The organism is Pseudomonas sp. EA_105y_Pfl2_R69 (assembly GCF_963970915.1).
Taxonomy (GTDB): Bacteria; Pseudomonadota; Gammaproteobacteria; order Pseudomonadales; family Pseudomonadaceae; genus Aquipseudomonas.
In genome coordinates, this window is sequence record NZ_CAXAOO010000008.1 from 84,459 (window position 1) to 109,202 (window position 24,744).

Here is a 24,744-nt window from a genome sequence, read left to right on the forward strand (position 1 = left end):
AACCCGGCCTAAGCCCTGGCTATAACCCGGTGATAAAACGGAGGATAACCGCCCCTGTGGATAACAATGCATTCCATCCACAGCTTGCGTACGGCAATTGAACAGGCAGATGGCAGGATCAGCACAGACTTTTCAAACGCTGCAGGCCTTGATGTCATTGGCCTGTAGACATCTATCCACAGAAAAGTCGTTGCTAAGTAATAAACATATAAACAAGGCTTTATAAAAATTCATTCTTTTATTCTTTATTAACCGATCGACCCGTTCGAGCTCCCCGAGCAGCTGGCTATTTTTTGTGCAAAAGGCTTCTTTCACACCGGCTAAATCCCTATACTTGCCGCCTTTCCAGCTTTTCAACCCAAAAGCCCCCCAAAATTCTCAACAGGCACGAGGTGCGTGGTGGATTTCCCTTCCCGTTTTCAGGTGATCGTCATCGGCGGCGGTCATGCCGGTACCGAAGCCGCACTGGCGGCGGCACGCATGGGGGTAAAAACCCTGCTGCTGACCCACAACGTGGAAACCCTCGGGCAGATGAGTTGCAACCCGGCCATTGGTGGCATCGGCAAGAGCCATCTGGTCAAGGAAATCGACGCCCTCGGGGGGGCCATGGCCGCTGCCACCGACCGTGGCGGCATCCAGTTCCGTGTGCTGAACAGCCGCAAGGGCCCCGCCGTACGGGCCACTCGCGCTCAGGCCGACCGGGTGCTGTACAAGGCCGCGATTCGTGAAACCCTGGAAAACCAGGCCAACCTGTGGATATTTCAGCAGGCTGCCGACGACCTGATCGTCGAAAACGACGAGGTCAAAGGCGTTGTCACCCAAATGGGCCTGCGTTTCCTCGCTGACTCCGTGGTGTTGACCACCGGTACCTTCCTCGGCGGACTTATCCACATCGGCATGCAGAACTATTCCGGTGGCCGTGCTGGCGATCCACCTTCGATTGCCCTGGCCCAACGTCTGCGCGAGTTGCCATTGCGGGTCGGACGCCTGAAAACCGGTACGCCGCCGCGTATCGATGGCCGCTCGGTGGATTTCTCGCTGATGACCGAGCAACCCGGCGATACGCCGACGCCGCTGATGTCCTTCCTCGGTCGCGCCGAACAGCAGCCGCGGCAGATCAGCTGCTGGATCACCCACACCAACGCCAGGACTCACGAGATCATCGCCGCCAATCTCGATCGTTCGCCGATGTATTCCGGGCTGATCGAGGGCGTGGGGCCGCGTTACTGCCCGTCGATCGAAGACAAGATCCACCGCTTCGCCGACAAGGACAGCCATCAGGTATTTATCGAGCCGGAAGGCCTGACCACCCATGAGCTGTACCCCAACGGCATTTCCACCTCGCTGCCCTTCGATGTGCAGCTGCAGCTGGTGCGCAGCATCCGCGGCATGGAAAACGCCCACATCGTGCGGCCGGGCTACGCCATCGAATACGACTACTTCGATCCGCGCGATCTGAAATACAGCCTGGAAACCAAGGTCATCGCCGGCCTGTTCTTCGCCGGTCAGATCAACGGCACCACCGGCTACGAAGAAGCCGGCGCGCAGGGGCTGCTCGCCGGTTGCAACGCCGCGCTGCGTGCCCAGGGCAAGGACAGCTGGTGCCCGCGCCGCGATGAGGCCTACATCGGCGTACTGGTCGATGATCTGATTACCCTGGGTACCCAGGAGCCGTACCGCATGTTCACTTCGCGGGCCGAATACCGGCTGATCCTGCGTGAAGACAATGCCGATCTGCGCCTGACTGCCAAAGGCCGCGAGCTGGGCCTGGTCGATGATGTGCGCTGGGCGGCCTTCGAGGCCAAGCGCGAAGCCATCGCCCTGGAAGAACAGCGCCTGAAGAGCACCTGGGTCCGCCCCGCAACACCTCAGGGCGATGCGATTGCCGAACGCTTCGGCACGCCGCTGACCCACGAATACAACCTGCTCAACCTGCTCTCGCGCCCGGAAATCGATTACGCCGGCCTGGTGGCCATCACCGGCGGCGGTGCGCAGGACTCGCAAGTGGCCGAGCAGGTCGAGATCAAGACCAAGTACGCCGGTTATATCGACCGTCAGCAGGACGAGATCGCCCGCCTGCGTGCCAGCGAAGATACCCAGCTGCCGGCCGATATCGATTACAACGGGATTTCCGGGCTGTCCAAGGAAATCCAGCACAAGCTCGGCAACGCCCGCCCCGAGACTCTGGGCCAGGCCTCGCGGATTCCCGGGGTCACTCCGGCGGCGATTTCCCTGCTGCTGATCCACCTGAAAAAGCGCACTGCCGGTCAGCAGTTGGAGCACAGCGCCTGATGTCTGTTACCCCCCGCCACGCCGAAGAACTGAGCCAGGGTGCCCGCGAGCTGGGCGTCGAACTCAGCGCGCAGCAGCACGACCAACTGCTCGCCTACCTGGCCCTGCTGATCAAGTGGAACAAGGCCTACAACCTCACCGCGGTGCGCGACCCGGACGAAATGGTCTCGCGCCATCTGCTCGACAGCCTGTCCGTGGTGCCCTTTGTCGCGGCTGCTGGGGATAACTGGCTGGACGTCGGCAGCGGCGGCGGCATGCCGGGTATTCCCCTGGCCATCCTGTTTCCCGAGCGGCAGTTCACCCTGCTCGACTCCAATGGCAAGAAGACCCGTTTCCTGACCCAGGTGAAGCTGGAGCTGAAACTGGCCAACCTGCAAGTTATCCACAGCCGGGTCGAAGAATTTAAGCCTGAAGTGCCGTTTGCCGGCATTTGTTCGCGGGCCTTCAGTTCGCTGGAGGATTTCAGCAACTGGACCCGTCATCTCGGCAGCGAACACAGCCAGTGGCTGGCGATGAAAGGTGTACACCCGGACGACGAACTGCAAGCCCTGCCGGCGGACTTCCGTCTCAGCGCCACCCACGTGCTCAAGGTTCCCGGTTGCCAAGGTCAGCGTCATCTGCTGATACTGCGTCGCTCGGAGTAGGGCCTATTGACGCTTCGTCACGGCCGCGACGGAGCCAGTTTTTGCGCGGAGCTAGGCGCGAGGAGAGAAGTTTGGTTATTCCAAATGAACGACGAGTAACGACGCATCGCGCAAAAACTGGCCCGTCCCTACGGGTTGCGCGGCAAATGGCACCAGCTGTCGTTGCAGGACTTGGCAAGGGAATGACCATTACCGGCGTCCTGCGCCTAACCTGGTGCCATTTGGCGCAGCAACGCGGCTCGTGCCGAAACGTTAATAGGCCCTAAGGGGAAAGGCAGCATGGCTAAGGTATTCGCAATCGCCAACCAGAAAGGCGGGGTGGGCAAGACCACCACCTGCATCAATCTGGCGGCTTCGCTGGTTGCGACCAAGCGCCGCGTGCTGCTGATCGATCTGGATCCCCAGGGCAACGCCACCATGGGCAGCGGTGTGGATAAGCATGCTCTGGAGCATTCGATCTACGACGTGCTGATCGGCGAATGCAACCTGGTCGAGGCGATGCAGTTTTCCGAGCACGGCGGCTACCAGCTGCTGCCGGCCAACCGCGACCTCACAGCAGCGGAAGTGTCGCTGCTGGAAATGAAAATGAAGGAGAGTCGCCTGCGTTATGCGCTGGCACCGATCCGCGAGAATTACGATTACATCCTGATCGACTGCCCGCCGGCGCTGTCGATGCTGACCATCAACGCCCTGGTCGCCGCCGATGGGGTGATCATCCCCATGCAGTGCGAGTACTACGCCCTCGAAGGCCTGAGCGACCTGGTCAACAGCATCCAGCGCATCGCCGAGTTGTTGAATCCCAAGCTGAAGATAGAAGGCCTGCTGCGCACCATGTACGACCCGCGCATCAGCCTGACCAACGACGTATCGGCGCAACTCAAGCAGCACTTCCCCGATACCCTGTACCAAACCGTGATCCCGCGTAACGTGCGTCTGGCCGAGGCCCCCAGCTTCGGCATGCCGGCGCTGGTGTATGACAAGCAATCCCGTGGTGCCATCGCCTACCTGGCCTTGGCCGGCGAACTGGTACGTCGTCAGCGCGCCAGCGCCCACACGGCAACCGCATAAGGAAATTCCCATGGCTGTGAAGAAACGAGGACTGGGACGCGGTCTGGATGCTCTGCTCGGCGGCACCAGTGTCAGCGCCTTGCAGGAAGAAGCGGCCCAGGTCGACAGCCGCGAACTGCAGTACCTGCCCCTGGACCTGATCCAGCGCGGCAAATACCAGCCCCGTCGCGACATGGACGCCATCGCCCTGGAAGAACTGGCCCAGTCGATCAAGGCTCACGGGGTGATGCAACCGATCGTGGTACGGCCGATTGGCGAGGGTCGCTTCGAGATCGTCGCCGGCGAACGCCGCTGGCGTGCCAGTCAGCAGGCCGGACTGGACAAGATTCCGGCCATGGTCCGCGAACTGCCGGACGAAGCCGCCATCGCCATGGCGCTGATCGAGAACATCCAGCGCGAAGACCTCAACCCCATCGAAGAAGCCATGGCCCTGCAGCGCCTGCAGCAGGAATTCCAGTTGACCCAGCAACAGGTCGCCGATGCCGTGGGCAAATCGCGGGTGACCATCACCAACTTGCTGCGCCTGATCGCCCTGCCGGAAGAGATCAAGATCCTCCTCTCCCATGGCGATCTGGAAATGGGCCACGCCCGCGCCCTGCTCGGTTTACCGGCGGAACAGCAGACCGAGGGCGCGCGACATGTTGTCGCACGTGGCCTCACGGTGCGCCAAACCGAAGCACTGGTACGTCAGTGGCTGAACAGCAAAGAGAAGCCTGCAATGGTGGTCAAGGCCGACCCGGATATCACCCGCCTGGAACAGCGCCTGGCCGAGCGCCTGGGCTCTCCGGTGCAGATCAAGCATGGGCAGAAAGGCAAAGGCCAGTTGGTGATTCGTTACAGTTCGCTGGACGAGTTGCAGGGTGTGTTGGCCCACATCCGCTGAAACAATTGCACATGTAGCGGGTAGTCGGAAATCACTACCCGGCAGTTGAATGGGGGGGGAAGCACCCCTATACTCTGCGCGCATTTCGTCGGCACAAACTATGCCAATTTATTTACTTTCAGGTGCCGACGCCCGAGTTCAGCTTTCAGGAAAACAAGATGGACGTTCGCACGCCGAATCGCCTGCCCTTCCATCGTCTGGCTGTTTTCCCGGTTCTGCTGGTGCAACTGCTGGTACTGCTGTTACTGGCCCTGGTGTTGTGGCAGTGGCAAGGCGCAGTGGCAGGTTACTCCGGGCTGTGTGGTGGCCTGATTGCCTGGCTGCCGAATGTGTATTTCGCCCATAAGGCGTTCCGTTTCAGTGGAGCGCGGGCTGCTCAAGCCATCGTCCGGTCTTTTTATGCCGGCGAGGCGGGCAAACTGGTTTTAACGGCAGTGCTGTTTGCACTGACCTTTGCAGGTGTGAAGCCATTGGAGGCGCTGGCGGTATTTGGCGTGTTCTTCCTGACCCAGTTGGTCAATTGGTTTTCGCCCTTGCTAATGAAAACAAGACTTTTAAGACCTTAGCGCTCGAGGGATATATGGCAGCAGCAGAAACCGCTTCGGGTTATATCCAGCACCACTTGACCAACCTGACCTACGGTCAGCACCCGGTCAACGGCTGGAGTTTCGCCCACAACGCAAAAGAAGCTCAGGAAATGGGCTTCTGGGCATTTCACGTAGACACCCTGGCGGTGTCCGTCGTGCTTGGCCTGTTCTTTATCCTGCTGTTCCGTGCCGCCGCCAAACGCGCCACTTCCGGACAACCGGGCAAGCTGCAGAACTTCGTTGAAGTCCTGGTCGAGTTCGTTGACGGCAGCGTCAAGGACACCTTCCATGGCCGCAACGCCCTGATCGCGCCACTGGGTCTGACCATCTTCGTCTGGGTCTTCCTGATGAACTTTATGGACCTGATCCCGGTGGATTGGTTGCCAATGCTGGCGGCAAAAATATCCGGCGACCCGCACCTGTACTTCCGCGTCGTGCCGACCACCGATCCAAACGCCACCCTGGGCCTGGCCCTGTCGGTATTTGCCCTGATCCTGTTCTACAGCATCAAGGTCAAAGGACTCGGCGGCTTTATCGGCGAGTTGACCCTGCACCCATTCGGTAGCAAGAACATCGTGGTTCAGGCGCTGCTGATTCCGGTCAACTTCCTGCTCGAATTCGTGACCCTGATCGCCAAGCCGATTTCCCTGGCACTGCGTCTGTTCGGCAACCTGTATGCCGGCGAGCTGATCTTTATCCTCATCGCGATCATGTTTGGCGGCGGTCTGCTGCTGGGCGCGCTGGGTATTGCCCTGCAGTGGGCGTGGGCGGTATTCCACATCCTGATTATTGTTCTGCAGGCGTTTATCTTCATGATGCTGACCATCGTCTACCTGTCGATGGCGCACGAAGACAACCACTAAGAGCGCTTAGGCGCTCGCAGTGGACGCCCGCAAGGGCAACCAGAAGTACCGATTTTGCTTTACCGCTTTACCTTAGAAAACCTTAACCAATACGACATAAAAAGTCGGGAGGAAAGATGGAAACTGTAGTTGGTCTGACCGCTATCGCTGTAGCACTGCTGATTGGCCTGGGTGCCCTGGGTACCGCCATTGGTTTCGGCCTGCTGGGCGGCAAGTTCCTGGAAGGCGCTGCACGTCAGCCGGAAATGGTTCCGATGCTGCAAGTGAAAATGTTCATCGTCGCCGGTCTGCTCGACGCCGTGACCATGATCGGTGTTGGTATCGCACTGTTCTTCACCTTCGCGAACCCCTTCGTTGGTCAAATCGCAGGCTAATCACTCGACTATTCGAGTGGATTGGTTTGATGGACAACGAACGAGCGAGGTGTTGGCGTGAACATTAATGCAACCCTGATTGGCCAGTCCGTTGCCTTCTTCATCTTCGTGCTGTTCTGCATGAAGTTCGTATGGCCTCCGGTCATTACGGCTTTGCAAGAGCGTCAGAAGAAGATCGCAGACGGCCTGGACGCTGCTAGCCGTGCGGCTCGTGACCTGGAGTTGGCCCAAGAGAAAGCGGGTCAGCAACTGCGCGAAGCCAAAGGCCAAGCGGCCGAGATCATCGAGCAAGCCAAGAAGCGCGGAACTCAGATCGTCGACGAAGCCCGTGATCAGGCCCGTGTCGAAGCTGACCGTGTGAAGGCTCAGGCTCTGGCCGAGATCGAGCAGGAACTGAATGGCGTCAAAGACGCGCTGCGCGCCCAATTGGGTAGCCTGGCCGTTAGCGGTGCCGAGAAGATCCTGGGCGCATCTATCGACCAAAACGCGCATGCGGAGCTGGTTAACAAACTGGCAGCCGAAATTTAAGCGAGGGCGCGATCATGGCAGAACTGACCACGCTGGCCCGACCTTACGCTAAGGCTGCCTTCGAGTATGCCCAGGCCCACCAGCAGCTGGCCAATTGGTCAGCCATGCTCGGCCTGGCTGCAGCGGTGTCGCAAGACGACACCATGCAGAGCATGCTTAAGGCTCCGCGTTTGACGAGTACAGACAAGGCCACCACGTTTGTTGACGTGTGTGGTGACAAGTTCGACGCCCAGGTACGCAATTTCATTCACATCGTCGCCGAAAACGATCGTCTGGCCCTGTTGCCACAGATCGTTGAACTGTTCGAGCTGTACAAGGCCGAGCAGGAAAAGTCGATCGACGTGGACGTTACCAGTGCCTTCGCATTGAGCGATGAACAGCAAGACAAACTCGCCAAGGTTCTCAGTGCACGGCTCGGCCGAGAAGTGCGTCTGCACGCCGCGGAGGATGCCACCCTGATCGGTGGTGTCGTGATCCGCGCCGGCGACCTGGTTATCGATGGCTCAGTTCGCGGCAAAATCGCGAAGCTGGCCGAAGCATTGAAATCTTGAGTTTGAAGGGGCAGCAGAGCTATGCAGCAACTCAATCCTTCCGAAATAAGTGAAATCATCAAGGGGCGTATCGAGAATCTCGATGTCGCCTCTCAAGCCCGTAACGAAGGCACTGTCGTCAGCGTATCTGACGGTATCGTGCGTATTCACGGTCTCGCCGATGTGATGTACGGCGAAATGATCGAGTTCCCGGGCGGTGTCTACGGTATGGCACTGAACCTGGAGCAAGACTCCGTGGGTGCAGTTGTCCTGGGGGCTTATACCTCCCTGGCCGAAGGCATGAGCGCCAAGTGCACTGGCCGCATCCTGGAAGTTCCGGTTGGTCCGGAATTGCTGGGTCGCGTCGTCGACGCACTGGGTAACCCAATTGACGGCAAAGGCCCGCTGAACAACGTCGCTACCGACGCTGTTGAAAAGGTTGCGCCGGGCGTGATCTGGCGTAAGTCGGTCGACCAGCCGGTGCAAACCGGTTACAAGTCGGTCGATGCCATGATCCCGGTTGGCCGTGGCCAGCGTGAGCTGATCATCGGTGACCGTCAGATCGGTAAAACCGCTCTGGCCATCGACGCCATCATCAACCAGAAAAACAGCGGCATTAAGTGCGTATACGTTGCCATTGGTCAGAAGCAATCGACCATTGCTAACGTGGTTCGCAAGCTGGAAGAAAACGGCGCGCTGGCTAATACCATCGTCGTTGCTGCTTCCGCTTCCGAATCCGCTGCGCTGCAGTTCATTGCACCGTACGCCGGTTGCACCATGGGCGAATACTTCCGTGACCGCGGTGAAGACGCGCTGATCGTTTATGACGATCTGTCCAAGCAAGCAGTGGCTTACCGCCAGATTTCCCTGCTGCTGCGCCGTCCGCCAGGCCGTGAAGCCTACCCAGGCGACGTGTTCTATCTCCACAGCCGTCTGCTGGAGCGCGCTTCCCGCGTATCCGAAGAGTACGTCGAGAAGTTCACCAACGGTGAAGTGAAAGGCAAGACCGGTTCCCTGACCGCTCTGCCGATCATCGAAACCCAGGCTGGCGACGTTTCCGCGTTCGTTCCGACCAACGTGATCTCGATCACTGACGGTCAGATCTTCCTGGAATCGGCCATGTTCAACTCGGGTATCCGTCCTGCGGTCAACGCCGGTATTTCGGTATCCCGCGTGGGTGGTGCTGCACAGACCAAGATCATCAAGAAGCTCTCCGGTGGTATTCGTACCGCTCTGGCTCAGTACCGTGAACTGGCAGCATTCGCCCAGTTTGCGTCCGACCTGGACGAAGCCACCCGTAAGCAGCTTGAGCATGGTCAGCGCGTTACCGAGCTGATGAAGCAGAAGCAATATGCGCCGATGTCGATTGCTGACATGTCCGTATCGCTGTATGCCGCTGAGCGTGGTTTCCTGGTCGACATCGAAGTTGCCAAAGTTGGCGCATTCGAACAGGCCCTGATTGCTTACTTCAACCGGGATCACGCCGCTCTGCTGGCGAAGATCAACGAGAAGGGTGACTTCAATGACGACATCGATGGCCAGCTGAAAGCCGGTATCGAGAAGTTCAAGGCCACCCAAACCTGGTAAGCCGCAGTGGGGACCGTGAGGTCCCCGCTTGCTAACCCGATAGGTGTCAAATGGCAGGCGCAAAAGAGATTCGCAGCAAGATTGCGAGCATCAAAAGCACGCAGAAGATCACCAGCGCCATGGAAAAGGTGGCGGTCAGCAAAATGCGCAGAGCACAAATGCGCATGGCTGCTAGCCGTCCCTACGCGGAGCGTATCCGCCAGGTGATTGGTCATCTGGCCAACGCCAACCCGGAATACCGTCACCCGTTCATGATCGAGCGCGATGTTAAGCGTGTCGGTTATGTCGTGGTGAGCTCGGACCGTGGTCTGTGTGGTGGTCTGAACACCAACCTGTTCAAGGCTCTGGTCAAAGACATGGCGAGCAATCGCGAGCAAGGCGTTGAGATTGATCTCTGCGTCGTTGGCAGCAAGGGTGCGGCGTTCTTCCGCAACTTTGGTGGCAACATCGTTGCTGCGATCAGCCACCTGGGCGAAGAACCATCGATCAATGATCTGATTGGTAGCGTCAAGGTAATGCTCGATGCCTACCTAGATGGTCGCATCGATCGTTTGTCTGTGGTCTCGAACAAGTTCATCAATACCATGACGCAAAAGCCGACAGTGGAGCAGTTGATTCCACTGGTGGCCGATCCGGATAAAGAACTCAAGCACCACTGGGACTACCTGTACGAACCCGACGCCAAGGAGCTGCTGGACGGCTTGATGGTGCGTTACGTGGAGTCGCAGGTCTACCAGGCAGTGGTTGAGAACAACGCGGCTGAACAAGCGGCCCGGATGATCGCGATGAAGAACGCCACCGACAACGCTGGCGATATCATCAAAGACCTGCAGTTGGTTTACAACAAAGCACGTCAGGCAGCGATCACCCAGGAAATTTCGGAAATCGTCGGCGGCGCTGCCGCGGTTTAAGCACGGTTCAAATATTCAGAGGAACCAAAGATGAGTAGCGGACGTATCGTTCAAATCATCGGCGCCGTTATCGACGTGGAATTCCCGCGTGATCAAGTGCCGAATGTTTATGAAGCGCTGAAAGTAGTCGGCGCCGAAACCACCCTGGAAGTCCAGCAGCAGCTGGGCGACGGCATTGTCCGTACCATTGCGATGGGTTCTACCGAAGGCCTCAAGCGTGGCCTGAACGTCGGCAGCACTGGCGCAGGTATCCAGGTACCGGTTGGGGTGAAAACCCTGGGCCGGATCATGGACGTGCTGGGCAACCCGATCGACGAAGCTGGCCCGATTGGCGAAGAAGAGCGTTGGGGCATTCACCGTCCAGCGCCTTCCTACGCTGAGCAAGCTGGCTCGAACGAACTGCTGGAAACCGGCATCAAGGTTATCGACCTGGTTTGCCCGTTCGCCAAGGGCGGTAAAGTCGGTCTGTTCGGTGGTGCCGGTGTCGGCAAAACCGTAAACATGATGGAACTGATCCGTAACATCGCCATCGAGCACAGCGGTTATTCCGTGTTCGCCGGTGTGGGTGAGCGTACTCGTGAGGGTAACGACTTCTACCACGAGATGAAGGATTCCAACGTTCTCGACAAGGTAGCCCTGGTCTACGGTCAGATGAACGAGCCACCAGGCAACCGTCTGCGCGTAGCACTGACTGGCCTGACCATGGCCGAGAAGTTCCGTGACGAAGGCCGTGATGTTCTGTTCTTCGTGGACAACATCTACCGTTACACCCTGGCCGGTACTGAAGTATCCGCACTGCTCGGCCGTATGCCGTCGGCAGTGGGTTATCAGCCGACCCTGGCCGAAGAAATGGGCGTTCTGCAAGAGCGTATTACTTCGACCAAGACCGGTTCGATCACCTCGATACAGGCCGTATACGTACCTGCGGACGACCTGACCGACCCAAGCCCGGCGACCACCTTCGCCCACTTGGACGCCACCGTCGTACTGTCCCGTGACATCGCCTCCCTGGGTATCTACCCAGCGGTCGATCCACTCGACTCGACGTCGCGCCAGCTGGATCCGATGGTTATCGGCCAGGAGCACTACGACACCGCTCGCGGCGTGCAGTACGTACTGCAGCGCTACAAAGAGCTGAAGGACATCATCGCGATTCTGGGTATGGACGAACTGTCCGAAACAGACAAGCAGCTGGTATCCCGTGCTCGTAAGATCCAGCGCTTCCTGTCCCAGCCGTTCTTCGTGGCCGAAGTCTTCACCGGTTCGCCAGGCAAGTACGTTTCCCTGAAGGACACCATTGCCGGTTTCAGCGGCATTCTGAAAGGTGACTACGATCACCTGCCAGAGCAGGCGTTCTACATGGTTGGCAGCATCGAAGAAGCTGTTGAGAAAGCGAAGAAACTGTAATCACCCGTGCGCCCGGCAACGGGCGCTTACGGTCTGCCTGCACGCGTAGTAGTGTGTAAGCAGACCGATACGTGAGGTTAGACATGGCTATGACAGTCCATTGCGACATCGTCAGCGCAGAAGGCGAGATCTTCTCCGGTCTGGTCGAGATGGTGATTGCGCACGGCAACCTGGGTGATATCGGTATCGCTCCAGGCCACGCGCCGCTGATCACCGACCTCAAGCCGGGTCCGATTCGTCTGATCAAACAGGGTGGCGAAGCCGAGGTGTTCTACATCTCCGGCGGCTTCCTGGAAGTTCAGCCGAGTGTGGTGAAAGTTCTCGCCGATACCGTGCAGCGTGCTGCCGATATCGATGAAGCTGCTGCTCAGGAAGCCCTCCGGGCTGCCGAGAAAGCCTTGAATGAGAAGGGAGCGGAGTTCGATTACGGTTCCGCAGCCGCTCACCTGGCCGAGGTCGCGGCTCAGCTGCGCACCGTTCAGCAGTTGCGCAAGAAGTTCGGCGGTTAACTCCGACGCTTCATCGCAAACGAGTAAAAGGGTAGCCTTGGCTACCCTTTTTCTTTGCCTGTCATTTCATCTTTTCTGTCGGTTGTGTCGCGGTTAAGCCGTAGCTAACAGCCGACGACTGCTCAGGATCTGCCTCTATGTCGCTCGATATCGTTATCCTCGCCGCCGGCCAAGGCACCCGTATGCGTTCGGCCCTGCCCAAGGTGCTGCACCCGGTTGCCGGCAAAGCCATGCTTGGTCATGTGATTGACACCGCCCGCCTGCTTAAACCACAAGGCATTCATGTGGTGATCGGCCATGGTGCGGAGCTGGTACGCGAGCGCCTGGCGGGCGATGACCTGAATTTCGTGTTGCAGAGTGAGCAGCTTGGCACCGGCCATGCCGTGGCCCAAGCGCTGCCGGCATTGACTGCCGAGCGCGTGCTGATCCTGTACGGCGACGTGCCGCTGATCGAAGTGGAAACCCTGCAGCGCCTGTTGCAACAGGTCAGCGAGCAGCAGCTCGGGCTGCTCACGGTCAATCTGAATGATCCCACCGGCTACGGCCGCATCGTTCGCGACGAGAGCGGCACGGTGAAGGCCATCGTCGAGCACAAGGACGCCAGCGCCGAGCAGCGCCTGATCCGTGAAGGCAATACCGGCATCCTCGCCGTACCCGGCAAGCGCCTGAGTGACTGGCTGGGTCGACTGTCCAACAGCAATGCCCAGGGCGAGTACTACCTGACTGACGTGATTGCCATGGCGGTGGCCGACGGTTTGCTGGTGGCCACCGAGCAGGCGGCCGACGAGATGGAAGTGCTGGGGGCTAATGACCGTATCCAGTTGGCGCAGCTCGAACGGCATTATCAGTACCGCGCTGCGCGCCGACTGATGGTGCAGGGTGTGACCCTGATCGACCCGGCGCGTTTCGATTTGCGTGGCGAGGTGATAGTGGGCCGCGATGTCACCATCGATATCAACGTGATCCTCGAAGGCCGGGTGGTGATCGAAGATGGCGTGCAGATCGGCCCGAACTGCGTGATCAAGAACAGCACATTGCGCCAAGGCGCGATCGTCAAAGCCAACAGTCATCTGGAAGGGGCCGAAGTGGGCGAGGGGGCCGACTGCGGCCCGTTTGCCCGACTGCGCCCTGGTTCAGTGCTGGGGGCCAGGGCCCATGTGGGTAACTTCGTCGAGCTGAAGAACGCCAAAATGGGCGAGGGGGCCAAGGCCGGCCATTTGAGCTACCTGGGCGATGCGGAGATCGGCGCGCGCAGCAATATCGGGGCTGGCACCATTACTTGTAATTATGATGGTGCCAACAAGTTCAGGACGGTGCTCGGCGAGGACGTGTTTATCGGCTCCAACAGTGCTTTGGTTGCTCCAGTGACCCTGGGCGATTGCGCAACCACCGGTGCCGGCTCGGTGATTACCGGCGATGTGCCGGATAACACCCTGGCCGTCGGCCGCGCCAAGCAGCGCAATATCGAAGGTTGGAAGCGCCCGACTAAGATCAAGAAATAAAGTCGTAGGATGGGTCGGGCCGCGCAGGTTGAGCGCAGCGATACCCATGCTGCCCAATTGATGGGTTACACCGCTACGCGCCTAACCCATCCTACGCTCTGCCTTCTATCGTTTTTTCTCTTGACGAAAAAGCTTCATTAGGTTTTGATTCGCGCTATTAACTTTCGAATCGAAACTTAGCATGTCGAAACGCAACACTCCGCAACGTCGTCACACCATTCTTGCCCTGCTCGCCGAGCAAGGTGAAGTGAGTGTGGATGAGTTGTCGAAGGCGTTTGCTACGTCCGAAGTGACTATTCGCAAAGACCTCGCTGCGTTGGAGAAGAGCGGGCTGCTGCTGCGTCGCTACGGTGGCGCCGTGCCTATGCCGCAGGAGCTGATCAGCGACGTCCAGCCCATCTCGCCATACAAGCAGGCCATTGCCCGTGCTGGGGTGGCGCGCATCCGCGAACATGCGCGGATCATCATCGACAGCGGTACCACCACCGCGGCGATGATCCCGCAGCTCGGCCACAAGCCCGGCCTGGTGGTGATGACCAACTCGTTGAACGTGGCCCGCGCGATCAGCGAGCTGGAGCATGAGCCGGTGCTGCTGATGACCGGCGGTACCTGGGACCCGCATTCCGAGTCGTTTCAGGGCCAAGTCGCCGAGCAGGTGCTGCGCTCCTACGACTTTGACCAGCTGTTTATTGGTGCCGACGGCATCGACCTGAACCGTGGCACCACCACCTTCAATGAATTGCTCGGGCTCAGCCGGGTGATGGCGGATGTGGCGCGCGAAGTGGTGGTGATGGTCGAGAGCGACAAGATCGGCCGCAAGATTCCCAACCTGGAGCTGCCCTGGAGCGGCATCCATACCCTGATAACCGACGAACGCCTCAGTCCTGAGGCTCGTGAACAATTGACTGAGCGCGGCATCAAGCTGATCTGCGCGGCTGTTGAAGCTTAAGGAGAAGAATATGTGTGGCATCGTAGGCGCAGTCGCTGAACGCAATATCACCGCCGTGCTGGTTGAAGGCCTCAAGCGCCTGGAGTACCGCGGCTACGACAGCGCCGGTGTGGCGTTGCTGAATGACCAGGGCGAGCTGCAGCGCAGCCGCCGGGTGGGCAAGGTCGCCGAGCTGCAGAGCGCCCTTAATGAGCAGCCCCTGGCTGGCCGCCTGGGCATTGCCCATACCCGCTGGGCCACCCATGGCGCGCCGAGCGAGCGCAATGCTCATCCGCATTTCTCCGGCCAGGAGCTGGCGGTGGTGCACAACGGCATTATCGAAAACCACGAAGAACTGCGCGCTCAGCTCAAGAGCCTCGGTTACGTGTTCAGCTCCGACACCGACACTGAAGTAATCGTCCATCTGCTCGATCACACCCTCAAATCTCAGCCTGATTTGACCGCCGCGTTGAAACTTGCGGTTAAGCAACTGCACGGTGCCTACGGCCTGGCGGTGATCAGCGCCAAGCAGCCGGATCGCCTGCTCGCCGCCCGTAGCGGTAGCCCGCTGGTGATCGGTCTGGGCCTTGGCGAGAACTTCCTCGCCTCCGACCAGCTGGCGTTGCGCCAGGTCACCGACCGCTTTATATACCTTGAGGAAGGCGATATCGCCGAGATCCATCGCGACAGCGTGCAGATCTGGGATGCCTCCGGTCAGCCGGTGCAGCGCGAGAGCGTGCAATACCACGAGGGTGCGGAAGCCGCCGATAAAGGCGAGTACCGTCACTTTATGCTCAAGGAAATCCACGAGCAGCCCAAGGTGGTGCAGCGCACCCTGGAAGGCCGCCTGGGCAGCAACCAGGTGCTGGTCCAGGCCTTCGGCCCGCAAGCCGCCGAATTGTTCGCCAAGGTGCGCAACGTACAGATCGTCGCCTGTGGCACCAGTTATCACGCCGGTATGGTGGCCCGTTACTGGCTGGAAGAACTGGCCGGGATTCCCTGTCAGATCGAAGTGGCCAGCGAGTTCCGCTACCGCAAGGTGGTGGTGCAGCCCGACACCCTGTTTGTCAGCATCTCCCAGTCCGGGGAAACCGCCGATACCCTGGCGGCGCTGCGTAACGCCAAGGCGCTGCGCCCAGAGCAGGGCGGTTACCTGGCCAGCCTGGCGATCTGCAACGTCGGCATCAGCTCGCTGGTGCGCGAATCCGACCTGTGTCTGCTGACCCAGGCCGGCCCGGAAATCGGCGTGGCCTCGACCAAGGCCTTCACCACCCAGCTGGTCGCCCTGATGCTGCTGACCCTGTCTCTCGGTCAGGTGCATGGCAGCCTGGACAAGGCCCTGGAGGCCGAGCTGGTTGAAGAACTGCGTCGCCTGCCGACCCGTCTGGGTGAAGCCCTGGCCATGGACGGGGTGGTCGAGAAAGTCTCCGAGCTGTTCGCCGAGAAGCATCACAGCCTGTTCCTCGGTCGTGGTGCGCAGTACCCGGTGGCGATGGAAGGCGCACTCAAGCTCAAGGAAATCTCCTATATCCACGCCGAAGCCTACCCGGCCGGCGAGCTTAAGCACGGCCCGTTGGCCCTGGTCGACAGCGATATGCCGGTGGTCACCGTGGCACCGAACAACGAGCTGCTGGAAAAGCTCAAATCCAATCTGCAGGAAGTACGCGCCCGTGGCGGCGAGCTGGTGGTGTTTGCCGACGAGCAGGCCGGTATGCGCAACGGCGAGGGTACCCATGTGGTCAACATGCCGCATATCCACGACGCCCTGGCACCTATCCTCTACACCATCCCGCTGCAGCTGCTGTCCTACTACGTCGCCGTGCTCAAGGGCACCGACGTCGACCAGCCGCGTAATTTGGCCAAGAGTGTAACGGTTGAGTAAGGAGGAGCGCTGTGCAGCGTGAAGAAGTGAAGAGCAAGCAGGCCGCCGGGGTGTTCTTCGATACCCATGTCATCGTCAACCCGGCCAATACCCAGGAATGGATCGTGCTGTTCAAGAAGGGCGCGGGCACCAGCTTCTTTCTGGTCAATGGCCAGGAGCAGGTGGAGTCCTTCGCCGACCTGAACGCGCTGATCGAGGACTTGCGGCAACTCGGCATCAAAGGTGCCGAGATTCATCTCTGAGTCTCTCGCGCCACTTCGCCACGCAGGTGCCTTATGCCCATCCGCTATGCCCGCCGCCTGAGCGGGCGCAGGCGCACTGCCATCGCCAACCGTCACCTGGGTTTGCCCTGGCCTTCGTCGCCGGGGCGATCAGCACCGACATGCCGATAAATCGCTGTGGCACCAGCTATCACGCCGGCATGGTGGCCCGTTACTGGCTGGAAGAACTGGCCGGGATTCCCTGTCAGATCGAAGTGGCCAGCGAGTTCCGTTACCGCAAGGTGGTGGTGCAGCCGGATACCCTGTTTATCAGCATCTCCCAGTCCGGGGAAACCGCCGACACCCTGGCCGCGCTGCGCAACGCCAAGGCGCTGCGCCCAGAGCAGGGCGGTTACCTGGCCCGCCTGGCGATCTGCAACGTCGGCATCAGCTCCCTGGTGCGCGAATCCGACCTAAATCCATGCCGAAGCCTACCCGGCCGGCGAGCTTAAGCACGGCCCATTGGCGCTGGTGGACAGCGACATGCCGGTGGTTACAGTCGCGCCGAACAACGAGCTGCTGGAAAAGCTCAAATCCAACCTGCAGGAAGTCCGTGCCCGCGGCGGCGAGCTGCTGGTGTTCGCCGACGAGAAGGCCGGCATGCGCAACGGCGAGGGTACCCATGTGGTCAACATGCCGCACATCCACGATGCCCTGGCACCTATCCTCTACACCATCCCGCTGCAGCTGCTGTCCTACTACGTCGCCGTGCTCAAGGGCACCGACGTCGACCAGCCGCGCAACCTGGCCAAGAGCGTAACGGTTGAGTAAGGAGGGCCTGATGGGGCACTAGTGCTGTGGGATGGCTGCATAAGGCCGCGCCATCGAGAATGAAATGCCAGGCAGTGCCTGGCATTTCTTTTGGTGAGCCCTTCGCCGGCGATCCCTATGCAGTTGCTTGCGGCTACACGCAATAGTAGAGAGCCTGATCTCGCATCACTCTCTAATGATGCTGCCTTTGGTACCGGCATCCGTATCCATCCAGAAGCTCTGACCCTCGGGGTTGTCGCTGACCGTGTAAGTGATCAAGCCTTGCTGGAAATGCAGGGCTCCACCGACATTCTTGGCTGCCACCGGCTTGCCGCTGACCCAGACCTTGCCATCTGCCTGGATGCGGATGGTTGCCACCGTGGCACCAGAATCGCTCTTGGCCACCAGATTACGGCTGTGCTGCGCCGCCGGTGCGCCGCCATCGGTCTCGGCGAAACCTGCCTTGGCGTTTTCCTCCCGGGTCTTGTGGATGTCGCAACCCTGCAACTCGCTCACCTGGGTGCAACCGGAACGCTCGAGTTGCTTGCGGTACTTGTCATTGATCGCGTGCGCACTGGTACTGGCCAGCACCGCTGAAAGGGTGATCAGAACTAGCTGCTTGTACATTTTTCCTCTCCTTAATAAATATGCACGAAAGTGCTTCTACGGTCGGCGTCGCGACGCTCGATGGCTAGCCGCCGAATACCAATGCCTCGGGAATTTCATAGCGCTCCTGGCCCGCCCGAATCAGGTACAGATCCGCTTCCTTGCTGGCCGAGAAGCTCATATCGCCATCGGCCTGACTCAGGTCAGCGCCGCTGGCCGCGGCAATACCGATGGCCAGCGTATAGCTGCGGCTTTCATTGCGCCTGGCGGCGCTGCGCATGAGATAGGTGCGGACCCGATACTGACGGCAGCGTCCCGCGCCATTCGTTGCCTTCGCTGGAACCGATAAAATGGCCTCTCCCTGACTCTGCTAATGATGCCAAACAGTTTCACTGCAAACGCAGTCGCCGTCTGCCCTCGCCTAGGCACGCGAGATCAATTCAGGTTAGTCGAACTCGCCCTGGGGCAATGGCCGCTCGGCAGACATGGCGCGCGGAACGACACCCTCGTTCGGCTAGACTTGAACTCATTGCGCCCGCACCAGCACAGGTGCCCGCCTGTCCGCATCGCCTAGTCGGGAGACCCCCATGCTCCATCGAACGCCCTGGTTGCCGATCGCCCTCTGCCTGCTAAGCGTCGGCTGCAGCACACCTCCCCCGCTCACACTAATGACTACCCCGGTCATCTACCTCGACGGTGCCATTGACCCCTTCGCCCACCTGCATCACTCCGAGCGCAAACTGCCAGTATCGCTGTTCTTCGCGACCAATCGCCAACCGGAAGCCGATGGCGGCTTTGGCAATGGCCTGGCCGACAGGTTGTACCTGGGCCAGGCCGAGGTCCGCTTGGGCTCCGACCAGCACTCCTGGGACGATCTCTACCGGGCGTCGCGCTCGGAGCAGCGTGACAGCGAGATTCCGCTGCAGCTCAAGCGCGTCGAACGGCGTGGCGACCTCGCACTCGACGCATCGCCGCCCGTGCCGTTGCCGGCAGATCTGCAGGCCTATGCCGACGCCATCAACCTGGAACTGGAACGGGCTCGCGACCGGGAGATCATCGTCTACGTCCACGGCACCAAGGTGGATTTCGCCAATGCCTGCGAGCTGATCGCCGAAGTGGATCATTTTGCCGGGCGCGATTTTGTCGGGCTCGCCTTCGCCTGGCCCAGCCATCAGAACATTGCCAGCTACCTGCTGGGCATCGATGTCAAACGGGCGCAGCACTCCAGCGAGGCACTCGTCCGCCTGATCCAGTTCCTCGGCCTGCATACCGCCGCCGAGCGAATCAACCTGATCGCCTACAGCGCCGGTGGCCGGGTATTGTCCAAGGCGCTTGCCGAGTTGCAGCAGAGCTATCCGCAGCTCAACCATGAGCAGTTGCAGACCCGCTTTCGCATTGGCGCGGCGGTGTTCGCCGCTGCCGATGTGCCCGAGGAAACCTTCGAGGAACGCCTGCCCAGCGTCAGCCTGATGGCCGAGCAGGTGCTGATCACCACCTCCGACAATGACGACGCCTTGCGCTACGCCCATCGGCTGATGCCTGGCGGGGTGCGTATCGGCTCGAACGAGGCCAGCCAGGCGCTGACCAGTTTCGTCGAGCGCCGTCACCTGGACAATGTGAACGTGCTGGATCTTTCCTTCGACCGCGAACGACGAGGCTTCGACATCGCCGGCCATCACTACTGGTATCGCCATGCCTGGGCCAGCAGCGATGTGATCCTGCTGATGCGCACCAACCTGCCGCCCGCCCGCCGCGGCCTGTCGGCCACCGAGCATCCCGCCATCTGGTACATGGAAAGCGGCTACCCCGACTCGGTACGCGAGGCGACCCGACGCGAACTGGAGGGGCAGTGGTAGGCATCCAGCGCTGGTCATTAGCGTTGCCGCCGAAACGCCAATCGGCAAAAAATCTCGGCCGGTCTGTAACGCCAGCATCTCTTCTCGCTCTAGTTAAATGTCGGTATGCAAAACCTTGCATCGACCGGCATTCCCAGACTATTCGAGGATTACCCCATGACTAACAAGACTATGGCTACCGGTGCCGCCCTGGCATTTGCCGCCGCTACCCTGTTCGCCGGCCTGACCAGCACCATGGCGGTGGCCGAAGAAGCCAAGGTGCACTGTTATGGCGTCAACGGCTGCAAGGGCCAGAACGATTGCAAGACTGCGAACAACAGCTGCAAGGGCCAAGGTGCCTGCAAGGGCCAGGGCTTCAAGAGCATGACCCTGGCCGAGTGCAATGCGGCCAAGGGTACTGTCGGCGAGTAACGGCACAGGGAGTGGCCGGATTACGGCCACTCCGCTCCCGCGGTTGTTCAAGGAGCCTGACATGTCCGCCGAATCATCCAGCCTGGGCTATGGCCTGGGCCTGCGTACCCCTTATTACCAGGCGATTCTCGAGCAGCGCCCGGCCGTCGACTGGTTCGAGGTGATCTCGGAAAACTACCTGGTCGAGGGCGGCAAGCCGCTCTATTACCTGGACGCCATCGGCGAGCACTACCCGCTGGTGATGCATGGCGTGTCGCTGTCGATCGGCGGCCCGCACGAACTGGATCGCGACTACCTGCGCCGGCTCAAGCACCTGGCGCAGCGGGTGCAGCCGCGCTGGATTTCCGATCACCTGTGCTGGAGCCGCGGCAGCGCCCACCAGTTGCACGACCTGCTGCCACTGCCCTTCACCGAGGAAAGCCTGCAGCACGTCGCCGCGCGGGTGCGCCAGGTGCAGGACGTGCTCGAACGGCCGCTGGTGCTGGAGAACGTCTCCAGCTACCTGCGCAGCGCCGACGATCAGTTCAGCGAATGGCAGTTTCTCACCGCACTTTGCGAGCTCACGGGCTGCGAACTGCTGCTCGACGTCAACAACGTCTACGTCAGCGCGCGCAACCATGGCTTCGAGCCCTGGGACTTCATCAGTGGCCTGCCCAGGCAGCAGATCCGTCAACTGCACCTGGCCGGGCACAGCGATTACGGCAGCTACCTGATCGACACCCACGATCAGCCGGTCAGCGATCCGGTCTGGCAGCTCTATCAGCGCACCCTGCGTCACCTCGGCCCGGTGGCTACCCTGCTCGAACGCGACGATCACTACCCGCCTCTGGAAGAATTGCTCGGCGAGCTGGCGCAGGCCCGTGCCTATGCCGCCGTGGCCCTGCAGGAGTACCCGCCATGCGCCTGACCGACTGGCAGCGCGAGTTCGAGGCCTATCTGCTCGGCAGCGACCCGACGGCCAACCCGGCGTTGCGCGCCAGCCTGCTCGGCAGCCCGGCGCTGAGTGCCGAACAGGGGCTGGCGATCTACCACAACGCCTACCGCGAGCGCCTGCTGGAAGCCTTGCGCGGCGATTATCCAACGGTGCACGGCTGGCTCGGTGATGCCGAGTTCGACGCCCTGGCCGCTGCCTATATCGCTGCGCACCCCTCACGGCACTTCAGCCTGCGCTGGCTGGGTGCCGAGTTGGCGAGCTTTATCGACAGCTACCTGGTACCGCAGCAGGCAGCACCGCTGGCCGAACTGGCGCGCCTGGAGTGGGCCTTCGGCCTGGCTTTCGACGCGGCAGAGGGGGTGCCCCTGACCCTGGAGCAGATGGCCGGTCTGGCGGCCGAGGACTGGCCGAACCTGCAGGTGCGCCTGCTGCCCAGCGTGCAATGGCAGCTTTGCCGGTACAACAGCCTGGCGCTCTGGCGCGCGAACAAGGCGCAGGACGCCTTTCCCGGCAGCGCGGTGCTGGAGCAGCCGCGGGCCTGCCTGATCTGGCGGCACGGCCTGATCAGCCACTACCGCAGCCTGGAACCCGATGAAGCCACGGCCTTGCACGGCATGGCCGTGGTCGGCTGGAGCTTCGCCGAGCTGTGCGCGCAGTTGAGTGAGCTGGGCGACAACGCACCGCAGCAGGCGGCCAGCTGGCTGCACCAATGGCTGTCCGACGGCTTGCTACGACGGCATGGCCAATAGCCATCCTCTATGGAACCTATAGCCTGATACAGGGGTCATCTGAACTGCGCTTCCATGATTCTTGGAGGTTCTTATGCTCGCCTATCTGCCGCCTCACCTGCATGAACTCCAGCTGCCCCTGCGCCTGCGCCTATGGGATGGCAAACAGCTGGACCTCGGCCCCAATCCGCGTCTGACCATGGTGGTCAAAGACCCCAGTCTGGTGACGCAACTGGCCCACCCCAGTCTGGACGTGCTGGGTGGGGCCTATGTCGAAGGGCGACTGGATCTGGAAGGGCCGATCGAGACGGTGATCGAGCTGGGCGACGCGCTCAGCCGGGCGCTACCAGATGACGCCGTCAGCGCCGAACCGCTGCGCGCTCGGCATGACAAGGCCGGCGATGCGCAGGCCATCAGTTACCACTACGACCTGTCCAACGACTTCTATGGGTTGTGGCTGGATCGCGAGCTGATCTACTCCTGCGCCTATTACGAAAACGGCGATGAAGATCTCGACCAGGCCCAGCAAGCCAAACTGCGCCACCTGTGCCGCAAGTTGCGTCTGCAGCCTGGCGAGCGCCTGCTGGATGTCGGCTGTGGCTGGGGCGGCCTGGCGCGTTTCGCCGCGCGGGAGTTCGGCGTCGAGGTGTTCGGCATCACCCTCAGTCGCGCGCAGCTGGAGCTGGGTCGGCAGCGGGTGGCGGAGGAGGGCCTGGGCGACCAGGTGCGGCTGGAGCTGCTGGACTACCGCGACCTGCCGCAGAAGCCGAGTTTCGACAAGGTGGTCAGCGTGGGCATGTTCGAGCATGTCGGCCACGCCAATCTGCCGCTCTACTGCCAACGCCTGTTTGCCGCGGTCAAGCCCGGCGGCCTGGTGATGAACCATGGCATCACCGCCAGGCACAGCGATGGCCGCCCCGTGGGGCGGGGAGCTGGCGCGTTTATCGAGCGCTATGTGTTCCCCCGGGGCGAGCTGCCGCACCTGGCGACCATGAGCGCCTGCCTGAGCGATGCGGGCCTGGAAGTGGTGGATGTGGAAAGCCTGCGCCTGCACTACGCGCGCACCCTGCAGCAATGGAGCGCACGCCTGGAGGCGCAGCTGGACAAGGCCACCCAACTGGTGCCGGAACAGGCCTTGCGCATCTGGCGGCTGTACCTGGCCGGTTGCGCCTATGGCTTTGCCCATGGCTGGATCAACCTGCACCAGATTCTCGCGGTCAAGCCCATGGACGACGGCAGCCATGCGCTGCCCTGGACCCGCGCCGATCTCTATCGCGCAGGCTGAGCAGCTCGGGCCAGAGCGTCTCAACCAGCAGCAGCCTCAGGCAGCACAGTCGAATTTCCGCCGCGGGACGGACGTTCGCGCCCCGCGGATGGGCGCTTACGCCGGTTGGTAGTTCAACGCGCGCTTCGACGACTCCGGCAGGGCCAGGCCGCCGGCCAACGCCAGCAGGGCGATGGCGATCAGGTAGTAGGCCGGGGCCATGCGGTCGCCGGTCTGCTCGATCAGCCAGGTGGCGACCAGCGGCGCGGTGCCGCCGAAGATCGTATAGGCCAGGTTGTAGGTGAAGGCCGAAGCGGTGTAGCGCACCCGGGTGGGGAACTGTTCGGAGAGCAGCACGGCGGTGACCACGCCGCAGATCACCGCGCCAACGGCCAGCAGCATGGCCCCCAGCGCCGAGGCCAGCAGGCTGCCGGAAGCGGCGAGGGTGAAGGCCGGGTACACCGCGACGATCAGCGCCATGCCGGCGCTGAGAATGGTGCGGCGGCGGCCGACTCGATCCGAGTAGCGGCCGACGAAGGGGCACAGCAGTGCGGCGAACAGCAGCGCCATCAGGCTCGCCAACAAGGCTGTCGACCGAGCCGCCCCGCCGACCACCTGCATATAGGTGGCCAGGTAGGTGGTGAACATATAGAACGACAGCGCCGTGGCGGAGATGAACGCCCCCAGGCAGACGATGGTGGCAGCGTGTTCGCGCAGGGTTTCCCGCAGCGGTGAATGATCCGCCACCGGCTCGGCGGCCAGGGCCTGGAATGCCGGCGATTCGTCCAGGCGCAGGCGCATGTACAGACCGACCAGGCCCAGCGGCGCGGCGATCATAAACGGCAGGCGCCAGCCCCAGGCGTGCATCTGCTCGCTGTCGAGCAACAGGTCGAGACCGAACACCAGCCCGGCCGCCGAAGCGAAGGCGAAGAAGGTCGACACCGGTACGAAGCTGCCGTAGCGCGCCTTCTGCTCGGTGGGGGCGTGCTCCATGACGAAGGCGCAGGCACCGGCATATTCGCCGCCGGCGGAGAAGCCTTGCAGGCAGCGCGCCAGCGCCAGCAGCAGCGGGGCGAACAGGCCGATGCTGGCGTAGGTCGGCAGCAGGCCGATCAGCGTGGTGGCCGCGGCCATCATCAGTACCGTGATCGACAGCACCCGCTTGCGGCCGATGCGGTCACCGAGGATACCGAAGACGATCCCGCCGAGCGGGCGCAGGGCGAACGACACGGCGAATACCGCGAAGGTCTGCAACAGGGCCAGGGTGGGATTGCCCTGGGGGAAGAACAGGGCGGCGATGGTGACGGCGAGAAAGCCGTAGACGGCAAAATCGAACCATTCGACGAAATTGCCGATGGCCGAGGCGGCGATCACTTTGTGCAGGGTGGCCGAGCTGACCTGATGGCCATGGCTGGTAGCGTTCATGCGTCTCTCCTGATC

The 24,744-nt window shown here is 61.2% G+C and carries 25 protein-coding genes and 1 pseudogene; 23 read left to right on the forward strand and 3 right to left on the reverse strand.

Features of this window, described 5'->3' with window-relative positions; genetic code table 11:
• Positions 1 to 399: 399 nt before the first annotated feature.
• From mnmG to AACY13_RS19720, 18 genes and pseudogenes are all read left to right on the forward strand, one after another.
• A complete protein-coding gene (gene mnmG, locus AACY13_RS19635) occupies positions 400 to 2,292 on the forward strand; it encodes a tRNA uridine-5-carboxymethylaminomethyl(34) synthesis enzyme MnmG (protein WP_339463264.1) in 1,893 nt (630 codons plus the stop codon).
• Complete coding sequence (rsmG, locus tag AACY13_RS19640) at positions 2,292 to 2,936, forward strand: 16S rRNA (guanine(527)-N(7))-methyltransferase RsmG (protein WP_445262596.1); 645 nt, start codon at positions 2,292 to 2,294, stop codon at positions 2,934 to 2,936. The genes mnmG and rsmG overlap by 1 nt, the downstream gene beginning before the upstream one ends.
• Positions 2,937 to 3,215: 279 nt before the next feature.
• On the forward strand, positions 3,216 to 4,004 hold the full coding sequence (locus AACY13_RS19645; RefSeq protein WP_339463265.1) for a ParA family protein: 789 nt from the start codon (positions 3,216 to 3,218) through the stop codon (positions 4,002 to 4,004).
• 10 nt (positions 4,005 to 4,014) lie between these two features.
• Positions 4,015 to 4,887 (forward strand): ParB/RepB/Spo0J family partition protein, encoded by an 873-nt coding sequence (locus tag AACY13_RS19650; protein ID WP_339463266.1) that lies wholly within the window; start codon positions 4,015 to 4,017, stop codon positions 4,885 to 4,887.
• A gap of 158 nt (positions 4,888 to 5,045) precedes the next feature.
• On the forward strand, positions 5,046 to 5,453 hold the full coding sequence (locus AACY13_RS19655; protein WP_339463267.1) for a F0F1 ATP synthase subunit I: 408 nt from the start codon (positions 5,046 to 5,048) through the stop codon (positions 5,451 to 5,453).
• A gap of 14 nt (positions 5,454 to 5,467) precedes the next feature.
• Positions 5,468 to 6,337: a F0F1 ATP synthase subunit A gene (atpB, locus tag AACY13_RS19660; RefSeq protein WP_339463268.1), complete on the forward strand. Its 870-nt coding sequence runs from the start codon at positions 5,468 to 5,470 to the stop codon at positions 6,335 to 6,337.
• Positions 6,338 to 6,453: 116 nt separating this feature from the next.
• Positions 6,454 to 6,711: a F0F1 ATP synthase subunit C gene (gene atpE, locus AACY13_RS19665; RefSeq protein ID WP_003097235.1), complete on the forward strand. Its 258-nt coding sequence runs from the start codon at positions 6,454 to 6,456 to the stop codon at positions 6,709 to 6,711.
• Between the two features lie 57 nt (positions 6,712 to 6,768).
• Complete coding sequence (locus AACY13_RS19670) at positions 6,769 to 7,239, forward strand: F0F1 ATP synthase subunit B (RefSeq protein WP_339463269.1); 471 nt, start codon at positions 6,769 to 6,771, stop codon at positions 7,237 to 7,239.
• Positions 7,240 to 7,253: 14 nt separating this feature from the next.
• Entirely contained in the window at positions 7,254 to 7,790 is a 537-nt protein-coding gene (locus AACY13_RS19675) for a F0F1 ATP synthase subunit delta (RefSeq protein WP_339463270.1), read from the forward strand.
• Between the two features lie 21 nt (positions 7,791 to 7,811).
• Positions 7,812 to 9,356, forward strand: coding sequence for a F0F1 ATP synthase subunit alpha (gene atpA / locus AACY13_RS19680; protein ID WP_339463271.1), 1,545 nt, complete (start codon positions 7,812 to 7,814; stop codon positions 9,354 to 9,356).
• 50 nt (positions 9,357 to 9,406) lie between these two features.
• On the forward strand, positions 9,407 to 10,267 hold the full coding sequence (gene atpG / locus AACY13_RS19685) for a F0F1 ATP synthase subunit gamma (RefSeq protein WP_339463272.1): 861 nt from the start codon (positions 9,407 to 9,409) through the stop codon (positions 10,265 to 10,267).
• A gap of 30 nt (positions 10,268 to 10,297) precedes the next feature.
• Complete coding sequence (atpD, locus tag AACY13_RS19690; RefSeq protein WP_339463273.1) at positions 10,298 to 11,674, forward strand: F0F1 ATP synthase subunit beta; 1,377 nt, start codon at positions 10,298 to 10,300, stop codon at positions 11,672 to 11,674.
• Positions 11,675 to 11,757: 83 nt separating this feature from the next.
• A complete protein-coding gene (locus AACY13_RS19695; protein ID WP_339463274.1) occupies positions 11,758 to 12,183 on the forward strand; it encodes a F0F1 ATP synthase subunit epsilon in 426 nt (141 codons plus the stop codon).
• 137 nt (positions 12,184 to 12,320) lie between these two features.
• Positions 12,321 to 13,685, forward strand: coding sequence for a bifunctional UDP-N-acetylglucosamine diphosphorylase/glucosamine-1-phosphate N-acetyltransferase GlmU (gene glmU / locus AACY13_RS19700; RefSeq protein ID WP_339463275.1), 1,365 nt, complete (start codon positions 12,321 to 12,323; stop codon positions 13,683 to 13,685).
• Between the two features lie 181 nt (positions 13,686 to 13,866).
• A complete protein-coding gene (locus AACY13_RS19705; protein ID WP_339463276.1) occupies positions 13,867 to 14,634 on the forward strand; it encodes a DeoR/GlpR family DNA-binding transcription regulator in 768 nt (255 codons plus the stop codon).
• A 10-nt stretch (positions 14,635 to 14,644) separates the two neighbouring features.
• On the forward strand, positions 14,645 to 16,495 hold the full coding sequence (gene glmS / locus AACY13_RS19710) for a glutamine--fructose-6-phosphate transaminase (isomerizing) (RefSeq protein WP_339463277.1): 1,851 nt from the start codon (positions 14,645 to 14,647) through the stop codon (positions 16,493 to 16,495).
• Positions 16,496 to 16,506: 11 nt separating this feature from the next.
• A complete protein-coding gene (locus AACY13_RS19715) occupies positions 16,507 to 16,737 on the forward strand; it encodes a hypothetical protein (protein WP_339463278.1) in 231 nt (76 codons plus the stop codon).
• 137 nt (positions 16,738 to 16,874) lie between these two features.
• Positions 16,875 to 17,526: pseudogene (locus AACY13_RS19720) on the forward strand (SIS domain-containing protein); the annotation flags it as partial.
• A 165-nt stretch (positions 17,527 to 17,691) separates the two neighbouring features.
• On the opposite strand, the gene AACY13_RS19725 reads toward AACY13_RS19720, so the two are convergent.
• Entirely contained in the window at positions 17,692 to 18,132 is a 441-nt protein-coding gene (locus AACY13_RS19725; RefSeq protein WP_339463279.1) for a hypothetical protein, read from the reverse strand.
• Positions 18,133 to 18,196: 64 nt separating this feature from the next.
• Positions 18,197 to 18,391 (reverse strand): hypothetical protein, encoded by a 195-nt coding sequence (locus AACY13_RS19730; RefSeq protein WP_339463280.1) that lies wholly within the window; start codon positions 18,389 to 18,391, stop codon positions 18,197 to 18,199.
• A gap of 307 nt (positions 18,392 to 18,698) precedes the next feature.
• Between AACY13_RS19730 and AACY13_RS19735 the strand changes: the two genes are divergently transcribed.
• The 5 genes from AACY13_RS19735 to cfaB all read left to right on the forward strand — a co-directional run bounded on the left by AACY13_RS19735 (position 18,699) and on the right by cfaB (position 23,325).
• On the forward strand, positions 18,699 to 19,967 hold the full coding sequence (locus AACY13_RS19735; RefSeq protein WP_339463281.1) for an alpha/beta hydrolase: 1,269 nt from the start codon (positions 18,699 to 18,701) through the stop codon (positions 19,965 to 19,967).
• Between the two features lie 156 nt (positions 19,968 to 20,123).
• Entirely contained in the window at positions 20,124 to 20,378 is a 255-nt protein-coding gene (gene bufA2, locus AACY13_RS19740; RefSeq protein WP_339463282.1) for a BufA2 family periplasmic bufferin-type metallophore, read from the forward strand.
• Positions 20,379 to 20,439: 61 nt separating this feature from the next.
• Positions 20,440 to 21,285, forward strand: coding sequence for an MNIO family bufferin maturase (gene bufB / locus AACY13_RS19745; protein WP_339463283.1), 846 nt, complete (start codon positions 20,440 to 20,442; stop codon positions 21,283 to 21,285).
• Entirely contained in the window at positions 21,276 to 22,061 is a 786-nt protein-coding gene (locus AACY13_RS19750) for a DNA-binding domain-containing protein (protein ID WP_339463284.1), read from the forward strand. The genes bufB and AACY13_RS19750 overlap by 10 nt, the downstream gene beginning before the upstream one ends.
• Positions 22,062 to 22,134: 73 nt before the next feature.
• Positions 22,135 to 23,325: a C17 cyclopropane fatty acid synthase CfaB gene (cfaB, locus tag AACY13_RS19755; RefSeq protein WP_339463285.1), complete on the forward strand. Its 1,191-nt coding sequence runs from the start codon at positions 22,135 to 22,137 to the stop codon at positions 23,323 to 23,325.
• A gap of 96 nt (positions 23,326 to 23,421) precedes the next feature.
• Here the strand turns inward: cfaB and AACY13_RS19760 are convergent, their stop codons facing one another.
• Positions 23,422 to 24,729, reverse strand: a complete 1,308-nt coding sequence (locus AACY13_RS19760) for an MFS transporter (protein ID WP_339463286.1) — start codon at positions 24,727 to 24,729, stop codon at positions 23,422 to 23,424.
• Between the last annotated feature and the right edge of the window lie 15 nt (positions 24,730 to 24,744).